Annotated in this window: 11 protein-coding genes and 1 riboswitch; of the genes, 3 read left to right on the forward strand and 8 right to left on the reverse strand. The window is 41.0% G+C overall.

What is annotated here, in order from left to right; all coding sequences use genetic code 11:
- Positions 1 to 250 precede the first annotated feature (250 nt).
- Positions 251 to 889, reverse strand: a complete 639-nt coding sequence (locus tag GBI16_RS07685) for a hypothetical protein (RefSeq protein ID WP_110974676.1) — start codon at positions 887 to 889, stop codon at positions 251 to 253.
- A 136-nt stretch (positions 890 to 1,025) separates the two neighbouring features.
- Between GBI16_RS07685 and baeS the strand changes: the two genes are divergently transcribed.
- From baeS to GBI16_RS07700, 3 genes are all read left to right on the forward strand, one after another.
- Positions 1,026 to 2,669, forward strand: coding sequence for a sensor histidine kinase efflux regulator BaeS (gene baeS, locus GBI16_RS07690; protein ID WP_086210417.1), 1,644 nt, complete (start codon positions 1,026 to 1,028; stop codon positions 2,667 to 2,669).
- A 19-nt stretch (positions 2,670 to 2,688) separates the two neighbouring features.
- Entirely contained in the window at positions 2,689 to 3,375 is a 687-nt protein-coding gene (locus tag GBI16_RS07695; protein WP_004983596.1) for a response regulator, read from the forward strand.
- A gap of 209 nt (positions 3,376 to 3,584) precedes the next feature.
- The gene (locus GBI16_RS07700) at positions 3,585 to 4,940 is read left to right on the forward strand and encodes an amino acid permease (protein ID WP_086210416.1); all 1,356 of its coding nucleotides are present in this window, start codon (positions 3,585 to 3,587) and stop codon (positions 4,938 to 4,940) included.
- A gap of 978 nt (positions 4,941 to 5,918) precedes the next feature.
- On the opposite strand, the gene GBI16_RS07705 is transcribed toward GBI16_RS07700, so the two are convergent.
- The 7 genes from GBI16_RS07705 to GBI16_RS07735 form a co-directional block, all read right to left on the reverse strand.
- Complete coding sequence (locus tag GBI16_RS07705) at positions 5,919 to 6,290, reverse strand: MmcQ/YjbR family DNA-binding protein (protein ID WP_086210415.1); 372 nt, start codon at positions 6,288 to 6,290, stop codon at positions 5,919 to 5,921.
- Between the two features lie 69 nt (positions 6,291 to 6,359).
- Positions 6,360 to 7,805, reverse strand: coding sequence for a YdiU family protein (locus tag GBI16_RS07710; protein WP_086210414.1), 1,446 nt, complete (start codon positions 7,803 to 7,805; stop codon positions 6,360 to 6,362).
- 78 nt (positions 7,806 to 7,883) lie between these two features.
- A complete protein-coding gene (locus GBI16_RS07715; protein ID WP_086210413.1) occupies positions 7,884 to 8,213 on the reverse strand; it encodes a DHCW motif cupin fold protein in 330 nt (109 codons plus the stop codon).
- 73 nt (positions 8,214 to 8,286) lie between these two features.
- Positions 8,287 to 9,453, reverse strand: a complete 1,167-nt coding sequence (locus GBI16_RS07720) for an acyl-CoA desaturase (protein ID WP_086210412.1) — start codon at positions 9,451 to 9,453, stop codon at positions 8,287 to 8,289.
- 276 nt (positions 9,454 to 9,729) lie between these two features.
- Positions 9,730 to 10,452, reverse strand: coding sequence for a glycerophosphodiester phosphodiesterase (locus GBI16_RS07725; RefSeq protein ID WP_086210411.1), 723 nt, complete (start codon positions 10,450 to 10,452; stop codon positions 9,730 to 9,732).
- 303 nt (positions 10,453 to 10,755) lie between these two features.
- Positions 10,756 to 11,334 (reverse strand): cob(I)yrinic acid a,c-diamide adenosyltransferase, encoded by a 579-nt coding sequence (locus tag GBI16_RS07730; protein ID WP_086210410.1) that lies wholly within the window; start codon positions 11,332 to 11,334, stop codon positions 10,756 to 10,758.
- 101 nt (positions 11,335 to 11,435) lie between these two features.
- Positions 11,436 to 13,262: a TonB-dependent siderophore receptor gene (locus GBI16_RS07735; RefSeq protein WP_086210409.1), complete on the reverse strand. Its 1,827-nt coding sequence runs from the start codon at positions 13,260 to 13,262 to the stop codon at positions 11,436 to 11,438.
- A 34-nt stretch (positions 13,263 to 13,296) separates the two neighbouring features.
- Positions 13,297 to 13,504, reverse strand: a riboswitch (cobalamin riboswitch).
- Positions 13,505 to 13,602: the final 98 nt, after the last annotated feature.

Here is a 13,602-nt window from a genome sequence, read left to right on the forward strand (position 1 = left end):
AACATAAAAACGTGTCTTCATTGACACGTGTTGGAATGGTTCAATCGTGCAACATCTTCTAATTTGGTACAAGCGTTTCAGGGGCTTTTCTTGGTGACTGTAAAGTCAAACAAATATTATTTAAAATCGCTAAGTGGGTTGAGTGTAAACAGTTTTGGCTGTTCTAGCATGACATAAATAGTCAAAAAGCGTAAAAAGTTATGTCCAAGAAAAAAGGCGCAGAATGCGCCTTTGAACTGAAACTATCTTTTTAAGATGCTTGATTTGGAGCTGGAACGGGTGGTTTTGGTTGGAAGTGAACCATACATTTACCATCCACGGTCTGCGTACCAACTTTTATTTGAACAGATTTACCATCTGATTGGCCTTGGCAAGCTTTAGCCATAGCTTCTTGGCGCGCTTGACGTTCAGCTAAACGCTGAGCATATTGTTTGGTCAGTTCAGCACGTTTTGCATCGGTTAATGGCTCACCGTGTTGCATATGCATGCCACGGAACTCACCACGATCACCTTGCATAGGTGCCTGTCCAGCATGATCATCTTCCATTGGTGGACGTTCGCCACGTTTCATTTCATCACGGTTTGGTTTAAATGAAATGGCGCAGGTACCATCTAAGTTTTGTTCACCTGCTTTAATTTGTACCGCTGTACCTACTGCCTTGCCATCACATGCTTTTTTCATGTCTTGCATGACTTGTTTATGTTCAGCGCGCATTTCTTTAAATTGCTCGCGTTGTTCAGGGGACATTCGACGGTCGTTCTTGTCATGACCATGCATGCGTTGAGGTTGGTCCATATCTTTTGGAGGCTGGGTTGATTGACAGGCAGTCAATGCGCCTACAGATAAAATACTGGCAGTGGCTAAAGCAATTTTTGTCATCTTATTCATGTGTAATTCCCCAATAAAGAGCAGGTGATTTTTGATGATTAAAGATTAAGTAATAATGATGTAGAAACAATGGAGAGTTTTTTAGCACAGTGTTCTATACAATACGAAATGAGAAGAAAAAACTGAGATATGTGTTTTGAAAATTCGTCGCGTACCGATTGCCTTACGCTTATTCCTGACCGTCTTGCTGACCACGTTGGTGATTACCACGGTGAGTTTGGGCGTGTTACATTGGACGATGCAAAAGAATTTTGCTAAATACGTTGCAGATGTGGAAATGCAAAAGCTCGATCATTTGATTGACAACTTGGCAGGTGTGTATAGCACTTATCATGATTGGGGCAATGCCATTCAAGCACAGATTTTACAGATTGAAGGTAAAGCGGATCCTGACGATTATGACCGGCTCTCGCATTGGTGGTTAAGACGGCAATATGATATTGCGTTACAGCAGCGTTATTTTGAAGAACATACTTTTGCGAATCTCCCGCCAACTTTGGCCAAAGCTGATCAAGGAAAACCATTACTTGATCAAGATGAGTTGAAATGGTTAGAGCTTAATTTACCGTCAGAATATCAACCTTTTGAAGGGCTTAAATTTCCATTGAGGTCGAATGAAAATGCATTTCGCCCCCCTGAACGCAAAGACGGCAAAGCACCACCAAAGGAAAATCAGAAAAAGCAATTTATCTCAATGCCAGACCGTTTAGGTTTGAGCTCACGTTTATCTTTATATGACGCCAAACAACAATTCGTTGTTGGTGAGCCATCTTCAGACCAAGTTTCATATCGCCCCATAATTGTGGATGAAAAAATAGTCGGATATTTGGGCCTAAAACCCGTGCTTGATCAAGATGATGCACTGAGTATTAACTTTTTTAGTAATCAGAAACGTTATTTATTATTGGCTTATGGTTTAACTGTTTTTGCCAGTTTGATTGTTTCATTATTATTGGCAACGTATTTTAAACAACCGATTCAGCGACTTTTAAATGGTACACGTGAACTGACGAAAGGTAATTTTCAGCATCAAGTTAAAGTGAATCGAAACGATGAGCTGGGTGATTTATCCAATGAGCTCAACCAATTGGCGGTGATTTTAGATCAGCATGAAATTTCACGTCGTCAATGGGTGTCGGATACTTCGCATGAGTTGAAAACACCGTTGGCAGTGTTACAAGCGCAGATTGAAGCGATGCAAGACGGTATCCGAAAACCAACGCCTGAGCATTTTGCCTCGATGTTACGTCAAGTGACCAGTTTGAAAAAGTTGACTCATGATTTGGCAGACTTAGCACAAGCTGAAGCGCAGCAATTAAACTGTTATTTTGCAAGCGTAAATCCATGGGCGGTGATTGAGCAAGAAGTGGAAAACTTTAAGCCCAAATTTGAACAAGCTCATTTAAGCATCAGTGTTGAAGGTGAGGGGGCTGAGTTACAACTTGATATTGACCGCTTTAAGCAAATCATGGTCAATTTGTTGGGCAATAGTATCCGTTATACTGAAGCCGGTGGACAGGTTCGTATTCATACTGAACAATCTGCAACAGATTGGACAGTCTACGTTGATGACAGCCCTTATGGTTTAAGTGACGAACAGTTGGCACGACTCGGTGAGCGTTTCTACCGTGTAGATGACTCGCGGACGCGGAGCACAGGTGGTACGGGTTTAGGTTTGGCTTTATCTGCTAAACTGGCGCAAGCTTTAGGTGGCGAATTGAGCTTTGATCATTCGCCTTTGGGTGGTTTACGTTGCAAGTTAACGTTCCCAAAAAAATGAAACACAAAAGGAAGTATGTATGAAACATATTATGCTGGTTGAAGATGAAGTAGAACTTGCACAATTGGTCCGCGATTATCTTGAAGCAGCGGGCTTTGAAGTCAGTATGTTTCACGATGGTCAGGATGCATTTGATAGCTTTACGCAGCGTAAACCGAGTCTCATGATTTTAGACTTGATGGTGCCGCGTATGGATGGTTTAACAATTTGCCGTAAAGTCCGCGAACAGTCGGATTTACCGATCATTATGGTTACCGCACGTACCGAAGAAATTGACCGCGTGCTTGGCTTGAACATGGGGGCAGACGACTATGTGTGTAAGCCCTTTAGCCCGAAAGAATTAGTGGCGCGTGTCCAAGCCGTGTTACGCCGTTTAGAGCGCAAGGCTGAGCCTGAAGATCAGTCTTTATTCCGTATGGATAAAGCGCAGCAACGCATTTGGTATCAACAAAAGCCTTTAAACTTAACACCGACCGAGTTTCGTTTACTGGAGTTGTTTTTAGAGCATGTGGGGCAAGTCTATTCACGTGCACAGTTGCTGGATCATATTAATCCAGACAGCTTTGAAGTGGCTGACCGTGTGATTGATAGTCATATTAAGAACTTACGTCGTAAGATTTCGGATGCAGCTGAAACAGGCAACCGTCATGAATGGGTTCAGGCAGTATATGGTGTAGGTTACCGTTTTGAATATCCTGAAGATTAATTCAGTTGTCTAAACAATAAAAAAGCGGATAAGTCTTAGGCTTATCCGCTTTTTTATGCATTCAGGGGAGGGAGTAAGCAAAAATGACAGTCAGTTTGAATGCGAAATTGCTAAAGCGAGACGGGACAATCGGTGATTTTAAAGGGCAAGACTGGTTGATCGCCTGTGCAAGCGGTACAATTCATTTTTTTATCAGATGAGCATGTGTTTTGAGCAGCGAGACGCCTAAACTTCAGCGCCGTTTAAAGAACCGCCATATTCAATTGATCGCCATGGGTGGCGCAATTGGTACAGGTTTGTTCTTAGGTTCAGCACATATTATTGAATCTGCTGGCCCATCCATTATTTTGGGTTATATGATTGGCGGTTTGATTGCATTTTTAATTATGCGTCAGCTCGGTGAAATGATTGTGCATGAGCCAGTGACGGGTTCATTCAGCTACTTTGCCTTTAAGTATTGGGGGCGGTTTTCAGGCTTTTTAACAGGCTGGAACTACTGGGTACTGTATATCTTGGTGGTGATGACTGAGCTGACCGCGATTGGTAAATATGTGAACTACTGGTGGCCGCATATTCCTGCGTGGGTCTCGGTGCTGGTGTTTTTTGTGGTGATCACATTGGCCAATCTTGCCAATGTCAAACTATATGCGGAGTCTGAGTTCTGGCTGTCGATAATTAAGGTTGTGGCGATTATTGCCATGATCATCTTCGGGGTTTATTTGTTGTTGACGGCTGATGTCGGTTCCACTGCCTCCATCACGAACTTATGGGTACATGGCGGGTTTTTCCCACATGGCTTTGAAGGCTTGTTTTATATGTTGGCCTTTATGATGTTTGCCTTTGGCGGCATTGAGCTGATTAGTATGGCGGCTGCGGAAACCGAAGATCCTGAAAAGAACATTCCAAAAGCCGTCAATCAAACGGTGATTCGGGTTTTCCTGTTCTATATTTGCTCGCTGGCGATTCTTTTGTCTCTGGTGCCTTGGAATCAATTGGATTTGGGTGGGCTAGATAAAAGTCCATTTGTGCTTATTTTTAAGCAAATGGGCATTGATTGGGCAGCGCATTTACTCAATTTTATTATTCTGACTGCATCGGTTTCTGTTTGTAATAGTGGCATGTATGCCAATAGTCGCATGCTATTAGGTCTGGCAGAACAGGGCAATGCTCCACAAGTTTTTAAGCAGGTGAATCGACAAGGGACACCAATTGCGGCGGTTTTATTTTCAGCATTATTGATTTTCGGTTGCGTACTGTTGAATTACTTTTTGCCTGAAAAAGCACTCAGTTATCTGATTTATATTGTGGTCAGTGCTGCGGTGCTGAATTGGATGATGATCAGTTTGATTCATCTTAAATTTAGACAGAGTATGAACAAACAAGGCATTCAAACCAAGTTTCCAGCGTTGTTTGCACCGTTTAGCAATTATTTTGTTTTAGCCTTTATGCTGATGATTTTATATATCATGTGGAATCAAGGCTTTATGCTTTCAGTATTAATGCTTCCTGTCTGGATCCTCGTGCTCTTTGTTTTATTTAAAACATTGAAGCCGAAGAAAAGCTAAAGCGTAGGTAACGATGTTGAAAAGGACTCAATATGAGTCCTTTTTTATTGGTTTTTTGATCGTTTAGGATTCTGATTGATTACTAAATTTAAGCATTTTGAATAATGTTTTAATTTGTCTTTTTACTTTTACGTTTGTTTTAGACAAGGTCGATGAGTCTGTATTCAAATCAGCGAAGCATTCTGCTAGCCATGTGCACGTCACTTAGGGTTGGGTTGTGAGATAGTATCCAAATTTTGCAACAATGCGATCAAATAAGCAACTGAGCAGATAAATGACCTAGATTTCATTCAATCTCAGAGGGTCTTCGTATGAGGTTCACCATAGCTTTTGGATTAACTTGGGTGGCGAGTGAGCGACTTCTATATTCAATCTTTTCGGATTGATATGTATAGATAATTAAATAGGCAAAATTGAGAAAAGAGTGGTTGTATTTCCAACAGATTGAAACAGTGGGTTATTAAGTTGCTTTTTAAGTACTCAAAAACTAATTTTAATGAGTAAGGTTCAGCTGCGGTCATACTGAAAACTATCCACAATTTCTGCGGATAATTTTGGGGGTAAGTCTAATTAAGCTTATTTTTTATGTACGTTTTGGCTTACAACTATTCAAGCGGATTGCGTCTAGGTCAGCCCTAAAATGTTTTATATGATGCAGTCATAGAGAACAGGAAGTTCCAAAACATAAAACAAAAATAATAAGTTCAGCACGAGGATGTGAGGTACGACAGGAGTTATACCTAGCTAAGTGATACGAAAAAAGCCCGACAGGATGTCGGGCTTTTTTTGACCTAGCAAATATTCATTGCATTTTCATTTTGTATTTCTTTTCCAAAGAGAAACAGTATATAAAATGTTGAAAAGTTGCACAGCCTAGATAATATGCGTTCAAACCTATGCATCTGCTTGATGCAGTGATAGGGTTCAGCTTTAGAACATGTAAAAGGAGTAATTAAATTCTGTTCATTCAATACATGTTTAGGTGATGGCTTGAAGTGTAGCAATTCGCTGTTTTTGTGGTTTATTCAACTTGGATACCACGAGTTCATAAGAACTTTGTACTAGATCAATAACTAAATCCGAATCTAACTCTTCATCTTCATAAATTGAAATCCAATGTTTTTTATTCATATGCCAACCTGCATGAATATACGGATAAATATCACGTAGCATCGCGCCGTGGTCAGGCGTGACTTTTAAGTTACTTAAAGCCATACCCTTTAAAGATGAATTGAGCAAAAACATTTTATCCATGACTTTATAGACATCACAACCTTCACCAAAGGGCTGAGTACATGTCACTTCTGGCAGGGCAAGTGCAGCTTTTGCAGCAATAAGATGTAAGGACATGGTGATCATCACTCAATGGGCGAAGCCCTGTGGATATTGTTTAATTTATCCACAGTTTAAGCCAAACGCTTAAGAGGAACAACTCACCATCACCTCTGGAACATCTGTTGATAAAGGTGCTACATCCTCAGCTTTCTCTAGTGCTACATTCCGCTCAAACGGGTGGCTGAGGAGGTCAAATAAGCGTTCGACTTCTGAGAAATCATTCCGTTCAGCCAGTTCAATCGCTTTTTGCGCCATGTGATTGCGTAGGATATAAACAGGGTTGGCTTGTTGCATGGCTGCATCGAGTACTACTGTGTCTTGATTGGCACGAATCTGTTCATATTGCGCAAGGAAACTTTCAAACTGACGGCGGTCAAGGCAGTCATCTTTAATTGTTTCATATTGTTTATTCTGCAAACGAGTAAAGCTCTGTGTGTAGTCGAGCTGTTCGGTTTGTAGAATCCGTAAGAAGGTCATGGCACAGTCAAAACTGTCAGTGTGGAAATGAGGTAAGCCCATTTTCTGACTTAAACCCAGTTTGTAGTGCTCCAAGAACGTGGGTTCATAGTGCTCTAGGCAAGTGGCAAGGTCTTGCTTCCATTGTTCTTTGTCATAGTCTTGTGGACAAAGCGGAATGAGGTTATTCAACCATGTCCATAAGTTCCAGTGTCCAATGCTCGGCTGTTGTTGATAGGTATAGCGGCCTTGGTAGTCGGAGTGATTGTTAATCCAATTCGGACGGAAACGTTCCATAAAACCATAGGGGCCAAAATCGAGGGTTGAACCCGTAATGTTTAAATTATCGGTATTCATCACTCCGTGTGCGAAGCCGACCAGTTGCCATTTGGCAATCATAACCGCAGTCCGTTGAATCACTTGGGTTGCAAATGCCAAAATAGGTTGTTCTGCTTCTAAACATTCGGGGTAATGCCATGCGATGCATTTTTGCGTAAATTCGCCAAGTAAGTCAGGTTGATACTGATTTATCCACTCAAAATGTCCCAAGCGAATATGGCAGTCTGATGTACGTAACATCATTGCACCCAGCTCTAATTTTTCACGTTGTACACCTTGAGTAGACGAAGTAAAACCGACTGCATTACTAGAGGGAATACCTAGTGCATTGAGTGCATGACCTGCCAGATATTCACGAATGACCGAGCGTAAAACCGCACGTCCATCGCCCATACGTGAGTAGGGGGTCGAGCCTGCACCTTTTAAATGTAAGTCGATGGTTTGTTGTTTTTGATCGAGAATTTGTGCAATCAGTAAACCGCGCCCATCCCCGAGTTGGCCTGCCCATTGTCCAAATTGATGCCCAGCATAAACCATCGCAAGTGGAGCGAACTCAGCAAAGGTTTTTTGCCCGCTACAAATCTCTACCCAAGACTGTTTGTCGGCTTCAGACCATTGTAATTGCTCTGCTAAAGCGGCATTGAAATGACCTGCTTTTGCCCCTTTTAGTGGAAGGGGCTGTTGATGGTGATAAAGCTTTGAAGGAAGGAGGGAATAGCGTGAGTTGAACTGCATAGTGAAAGATCACAAGGGATAAGCCATGACCTCATCAATATAGCAAAGTTTTAGTGTTAAGATATATATCCAACCGTTTTAGTCGACTATAAACAACTTGGCACCCTTTGAGGTGGATGAGCGATGGGCTTCAGCTTGATCTGCAACTTGGTAACTCATGCCAGCCGTAAGGGTAAAGCTACGGCCATCATCTAGTTCGGTGTGGAGTTCGCCTTCTAAGCACAACAGAATATGTCCTTTAGAACACCAATGGTCGGCCAAATAGTTCTCCGAATACTCCACCATACGCACGCGAATCGCGTCAAATTGCTGCGTGCGCCATAGGGCATAACCTTGATCACCTGTATGGCGGGTGGTGGGTATCTCGGCCCAGTTGGTGATACCGAATGGGATGTTGTTTATATCCATGTTGTTATCCTTTATGAACTGCTAAAAAAAGCCCCTTGCGGAGCTTTCTTTTGAAACGATTATTAGAAATCAATTATTGTGAAACAGGCGCTTTTTTAATGCTACGCATCAGCGTGGTTAAGGTTTGACGATGATGACCTAAACGCTGTTCAACCAATTGAAATTCAATTTTAAGCTTTTCATCCATTTGATGAATTTTTTCAGCTACAGCTGTTTTCTTGGCTTGAATTTCTTGTTCTTTCAATTTTGCCCAGTCATTTAAGGTCTGGGTGAACGCATCATATTCTTGTGCAATACGAGCTTTTGCTGAGCTGATGTCATCACTGACATTCAGACCATGAACTTCTAAGTCTTGCTCAGCATACTTAAACTTCATCGCAAGTTCAGCTTTTTTGATATTAAAGCTCGGAATACGACGTAAGTTTTTAGCTAAACCCAGTTTTGAGCATGACCAAATCAACCATTTGGTTGGGTCATATTGCCACCATTTCACACCATTACGGTAGTCATATTGGAAAATGTGGTGGTAGTTATGATAACCCTCACCCCAAGTCGCAATAGCTAACCAGAAGTTGTCACGTGCGGTATTTTCATCTGTATATGGACGTTTGCCCCACATATGACATAAAGAGTTAATGAAGAACGTAACGTGGTGGCTGAGGATTAAACGCATTAATCCGCCCAACAATAACACGCCCCATAAGTCACCTACGGCCCAACCAATTGGTAATAAAATACCCGTGTGGACGATGATCACTAAGGGCACATAGTATTTGTGTTGGAACATCACCAATTTATCATTGAGTAAATCGGGTGCATTTTTAAAGTCAGGTTCTGCTGATGGATAGTCACGAAGCATCCAACCCATGTGTGCATACCAAAAACCATTGTTAATCGAGTACGGATCTTTCTCGATATCATCGACATGGCGGTGGTGGGTACGGTGACCTGAACCCCAATATAAAATACTGTTTTGTACTGCAAATGTACCCATAATCATCAAAATGATTTTTAAAGGCAAGCTTGCTTCATAAGCACGGTGTGCCCATAGACGGTGATAGCCAGCGGTAATACCTAAACTACTAACACCCAGTAATACAAACATACTGATCCAAGCGGCTAAGCTGAAATCATGATGGTAGGCATATAACGGAATTGCAATGACAGCCACAATGGGAAGAAAAACCAATGCAAAAATTGCAACCCAGTTAAATGGGGCTTTGGGTAGGGGAGCATTCATCTCCAACAGCACTCCTGAAACCTTGGGAGGTATAAATGGAAGGTCAATCCATTACTTTTTGCATGGATTAAGCTACAGCATATTAGCATGAGCGAACCGTGATTCACTAGCATTATTGTACAGATGTATTGTACTAAACAGTAACAGAATAAGAATGTTTAGATATCGAAATTATCGAAGCATTTTTAGGCACTCTAGTAGTAGAGCGATCAATAGGAAAAGTGAACATTTTCAGTCCCACTGCGCATGTAAAATTCAAGTCAATTTTTGGCTTGTTCAATGAACATCTGCCAAATGTTGTAGCATCATTTTAGGAAAATCGGTAATTAATCCATCAATGCCACAGTCACGTAAATGTTTAGCCCGCTCGATGTCATTTACCGTCCAAACACTAATCGCCAAATTCGCTTGTTGTGTGGCTTTTAACAGGTCATCGGTTGCCAGTTGGTTCATCCAGCCGATTTGGCAACAGCCGTATTTGAGCGCTTGTTCAATCGCAAGATGTTGAATATCGTCTTCAATTAATAAACCCCGTTTTAATGGGGAGTGTTGATCTTGGAGTGCTTGTAGGATTTTAAGATCAAAACTGGTGATGACCGCACTCTGCTCAAAGTCTTTAAGCTGCTGTGTGAGATGTTGTATCAGTCGCTCCGCTTCTGCTTGTGTTTCTACAGCTTTGACTTCAACCTCAAGATGTTCGAAGTCCTGCATAATCTGGAGTGCTTGTCGCAGAGTTGGAGTGCCTTGCTTTTCCCAGTCTAACCAAATATGTGCTTGATTATAGGTATCGAGTTCTGTACTGTTTAATGGGTAGAGTGCTTGGTCGATACCAGTGGTCCGGAGCATGTTGTCATCATGCATAATGATCAGCTCATGGTCTTTGAGCTGACGAACATCAAATTCGACCGCACGGATGCCCAAATCATGAATATATTGAAAACCGCCGAGTGTATTTTCTGGGGCTTCGCCACGTGCACCACGATGTCCGATGATTCTCATATTGAACCTGATTTATACGTCTTTTGATTGATTGTAGCGCTAAAACATCGGATTGGGGGATAGATTCTAAGGTGGAAATATCAGATATACGTCAATGCCGTGTGTAATAGTTAGAGGTCGGATTGAGTTTGAGTGTAATGCCTCTGCGATATTGGCAATAAGCAATGAAGTCCGAAGAGTTTTACGATGGGTAAATGGTTTGGGTTAGTTTCTCGAAAGAAAAGTAACTTCAAAAAGCCTTCCAGTGAATTGATCACGGGAAGACTTTGAAAAAATCTATTTCGTTCTAAAACTTAGAAACGTTTAAATGGTTTCATTAATATTTTTTTGCCAAAGCACTTCTGAGCCGCCTTCAGCTCGTTGTAAGGCACGGGATGCAACAAAAAGCCAGTCTGATAAGCGGTTGAGCAACTGTAGCGCGGTGCTTTGAATATTTTGATCACGGGTGTGTACCGACATTAAGCTACGTTCAGCTCGGCGACATACCGCTCGCGCTTGGTGTGCGTAGCTACATGCTAAAGAACCTGAAGGGAGAATAAATTCTTTCAGCATGGGTAAGTCTTCATTCATACGGTCAATTTCTTGTTCAAGAAACTCAATACAAACTGGTTGGAGCAAATGATAGTTTGGAATACAGACTTCACCGCCTAAATCGAAGAGCCAATGTTGAATGAGGCTCAAGCTTTTATCCCATGTTGCTTTTTCCGTGATTTGGCTTGCACTAATTTGAGCACGAAGTACACCAATTGTTGAATTAAGCTCATCGACATCGCCCAGTGCGGTAATTCTTAGATCATCTTTAGTCACACGTGATCCATCGCCCAGACCTGTGGTGCCTGAGTCGCCAGTACGGGTATAAATTTTACTTAAACGGTGGCCCATAATTTGTCCTGCCTAAAGAATGAAAAAAAGGATAATGTCGGTCAAAACATTATCCATAAACTGCGCTGTTTTAAATTGTTTTTTTGAGTCTTTACGCTAAATTAATAACGGAAAGTGACTCCTGCTGAGGCAAAACGACCGCCATTGATGTACCACGTATCAGTGCTTGAGTAGACTGCTTTGTATTTGACATCACCAATGTTTTGGATATTGGTGAACAATTTGATATTTGGATTTACATTCCAAAATGCATTGAGATCAATCGTTGCATAACCAGGAATTTTAACGGAGTTTTGGCTTGCTTGAGCTTTTGCATGAGAACGAGCGACAAGAGCAGTATTTACACCATAAGTTCCGTCATCATATCCTGCTGTAAAGGTAAAGGTTTGACGTGGACGACGCACGAGTTCAAACCCAGTAGATTCATCTTCTGTTTTTACGTAAGCATATTCAGCAGATGTAAAAAGTTGATCTTTTTTCCAATTTAAACCGAGCTCACCACCAGTCATATTGGCATCATCAATATTGACATATTGCCATGAGGCATTTGATCCAATTAGGTTTTTGACTTTAGTGTAATACACAGACGCATTTGCACTTAAACCATAGTTAAATTGTTGATCTAAACCGATTTCATAAGAAATACTTTCTTCTGGTTTGAGATCTTGATTCCCATAAAAACCAGCATATAGCTGATAGGCTGTTGGCGCTTTAAATGCAGAACCAATATTGGCATAAACACTTGTCAACGGTGCAATTTGTAAACGTCCAGCTATTTGCCCTACAGTGTGTTGACCAAATTGATCATCATCTTCTAAACGGATACCTGCTTGAGTGTGTATGCCCGCATTATTATATTGATGTTGTAAGTAATACCCTGTAGACCCAAGGTTTTTCTTCCCAGATAGGTAATCATAAGTCACATCAGTATCTTGTGTTGATACACCGAACAAAATGTTTTGTTTTGGAGTGAACTTCCAATTTAAATTAATGTCACCTTCATTGCGCTCACTATCATAGGCATACGAATACGTTTCAATATAAGTTGCTTCATCTTGATAATTTGAATAGCGGGCATTTAAAGTTAATGCATCTGTGAATTGGTATAGACCATTCCAGTTGATCAATTGATTTTTAAAATCACGTTTAGCAGTATTTGTACCTGTAGAATAGTCTAAATAGTGATTGATTCCTTCATTTTCACTAATAGATACGTTTGTTTTAAAATTATCTTGTTTGTATCCAATCTTAGCGCTATAACCTTTTTGGTCATAGCTCGCTTGGTCATTATTCTGTGTATTTAAGATTTCTGTGCCATCACTTTCTAAGCGTTGACCTCGAATTTGAGCAAAAAAACCATCTTGAGCTAGATCTAATCCTACCAGTGCTTTATATGTGTTGTTCTCACCATATAAGCCAGTAATGAATGCACTATTTTTTTCTGGGGTGTCTGTCAGTAATTGGATTACCCCACCAATTGCATCAGAACCATATTGAACTGAAGCAGGGCCTTTAAGAATTTCAATTTGACCGACATCAGATAAATCTAAAAGTTCGGTATTATTTTTACCATTAATCCCTTCAATTAAAGCAGCACCATCTTTAAGTACTAAAGTATGATTGGAATTTGTACCACGGGTGAAAATGGAAGTTGTTTGCCCAAGACCACCAGTTTGAACAACATTTAATGCGGCATCTTGTTTGACTAGATCATTTAAGTTAAGAGCTGGATTTTTTTCGATGTCACTTTTTGAAATCACAGCAATACGGGCAGGAACGTCTTTAATCTTTTCTTCAGAACGTGTTGCAGTTACAACGAGTGTGTCTAAAGATGCATTAATACTGTCTTGTGCAGATGCTGTTGCGGAGAAACCCATCGCAAGAGCGATTGCGCCCACTAAAGCTGTAGGCTGAAATAAATTTGGCATGCTGGCTCCATACATTCACCCCCCGTGAATGATTGAGTTAAATGACGCAATAAGCAGGTCTCCGGACTTAAATATAAATATTGCGAACAATATTGGTATATCCATCTTCCCACACGAGTGCAGTGATGTAAGTGCAAACACTTATAAAGATATACGTTTCGTTTTACCGTTGCGGGGGCAGTGTTGGACTCTCACCAACTTCCCTAAAGCATAGTGCTCAGACTTATTGCATTTGGGCGAAGTATAAGGTTTGTATGCGAATTAAACAATCTATGTAAAGATTTTTCAGGATGAACTTTACGCAAGGCGAAAAAATTGCATTACAATGATTCGCCCTGTT

Source organism: Acinetobacter sp. TUM15064, from assembly GCF_008980265.1.
In the GTDB taxonomy this organism is placed as follows: domain Bacteria; phylum Pseudomonadota; class Gammaproteobacteria; order Pseudomonadales; family Moraxellaceae; genus Acinetobacter.

What these genes read in the sequence shown, in the direction of transcription:
- GBI16_RS07685 (WP_110974676.1), bottom strand. Translation starts at nt 889, where the DNA reads ATGAATAAGATGACAAAAATTGCTTTAGCCACTGCCAGTATTTTATCT.
- GBI16_RS07695 (WP_004983596.1), top strand. Translation starts at nt 2,689, where the DNA reads ATGAAACATATTATGCTGGTTGAAGATGAAGTAGAACTTGCACAATTG.
- GBI16_RS07705 (WP_086210415.1), bottom strand. Translation starts at nt 6,290, where the DNA reads ATGTCCTTACATCTTATTGCTGCAAAAGCTGCACTTGCCCTGCCAGAA.
- GBI16_RS07710 (WP_086210414.1), bottom strand. Translation starts at nt 7,805, where the DNA reads ATGCAGTTCAACTCACGCTATTCCCTCCTTCCTTCAAAGCTTTATCAC.
- GBI16_RS07715 (WP_086210413.1), bottom strand. Translation starts at nt 8,213, where the DNA reads ATGGATATAAACAACATCCCATTCGGTATCACCAACTGGGCCGAGATA.
- GBI16_RS07720 (WP_086210412.1), bottom strand. Translation starts at nt 9,453, where the DNA reads ATGAATGCTCCCCTACCCAAAGCCCCATTTAACTGGGTTGCAATTTTT.
- GBI16_RS07725 (WP_086210411.1), bottom strand. Translation starts at nt 10,452, where the DNA reads ATGAGAATCATCGGACATCGTGGTGCACGTGGCGAAGCCCCAGAAAAT.
- GBI16_RS07730 (WP_086210410.1), bottom strand. Translation starts at nt 11,334, where the DNA reads ATGGGCCACCGTTTAAGTAAAATTTATACCCGTACTGGCGACTCAGGC.
- GBI16_RS07735 (WP_086210409.1), bottom strand. Translation starts at nt 13,262, where the DNA reads ATGCCAAATTTATTTCAGCCTACAGCTTTAGTGGGCGCAATCGCTCTT.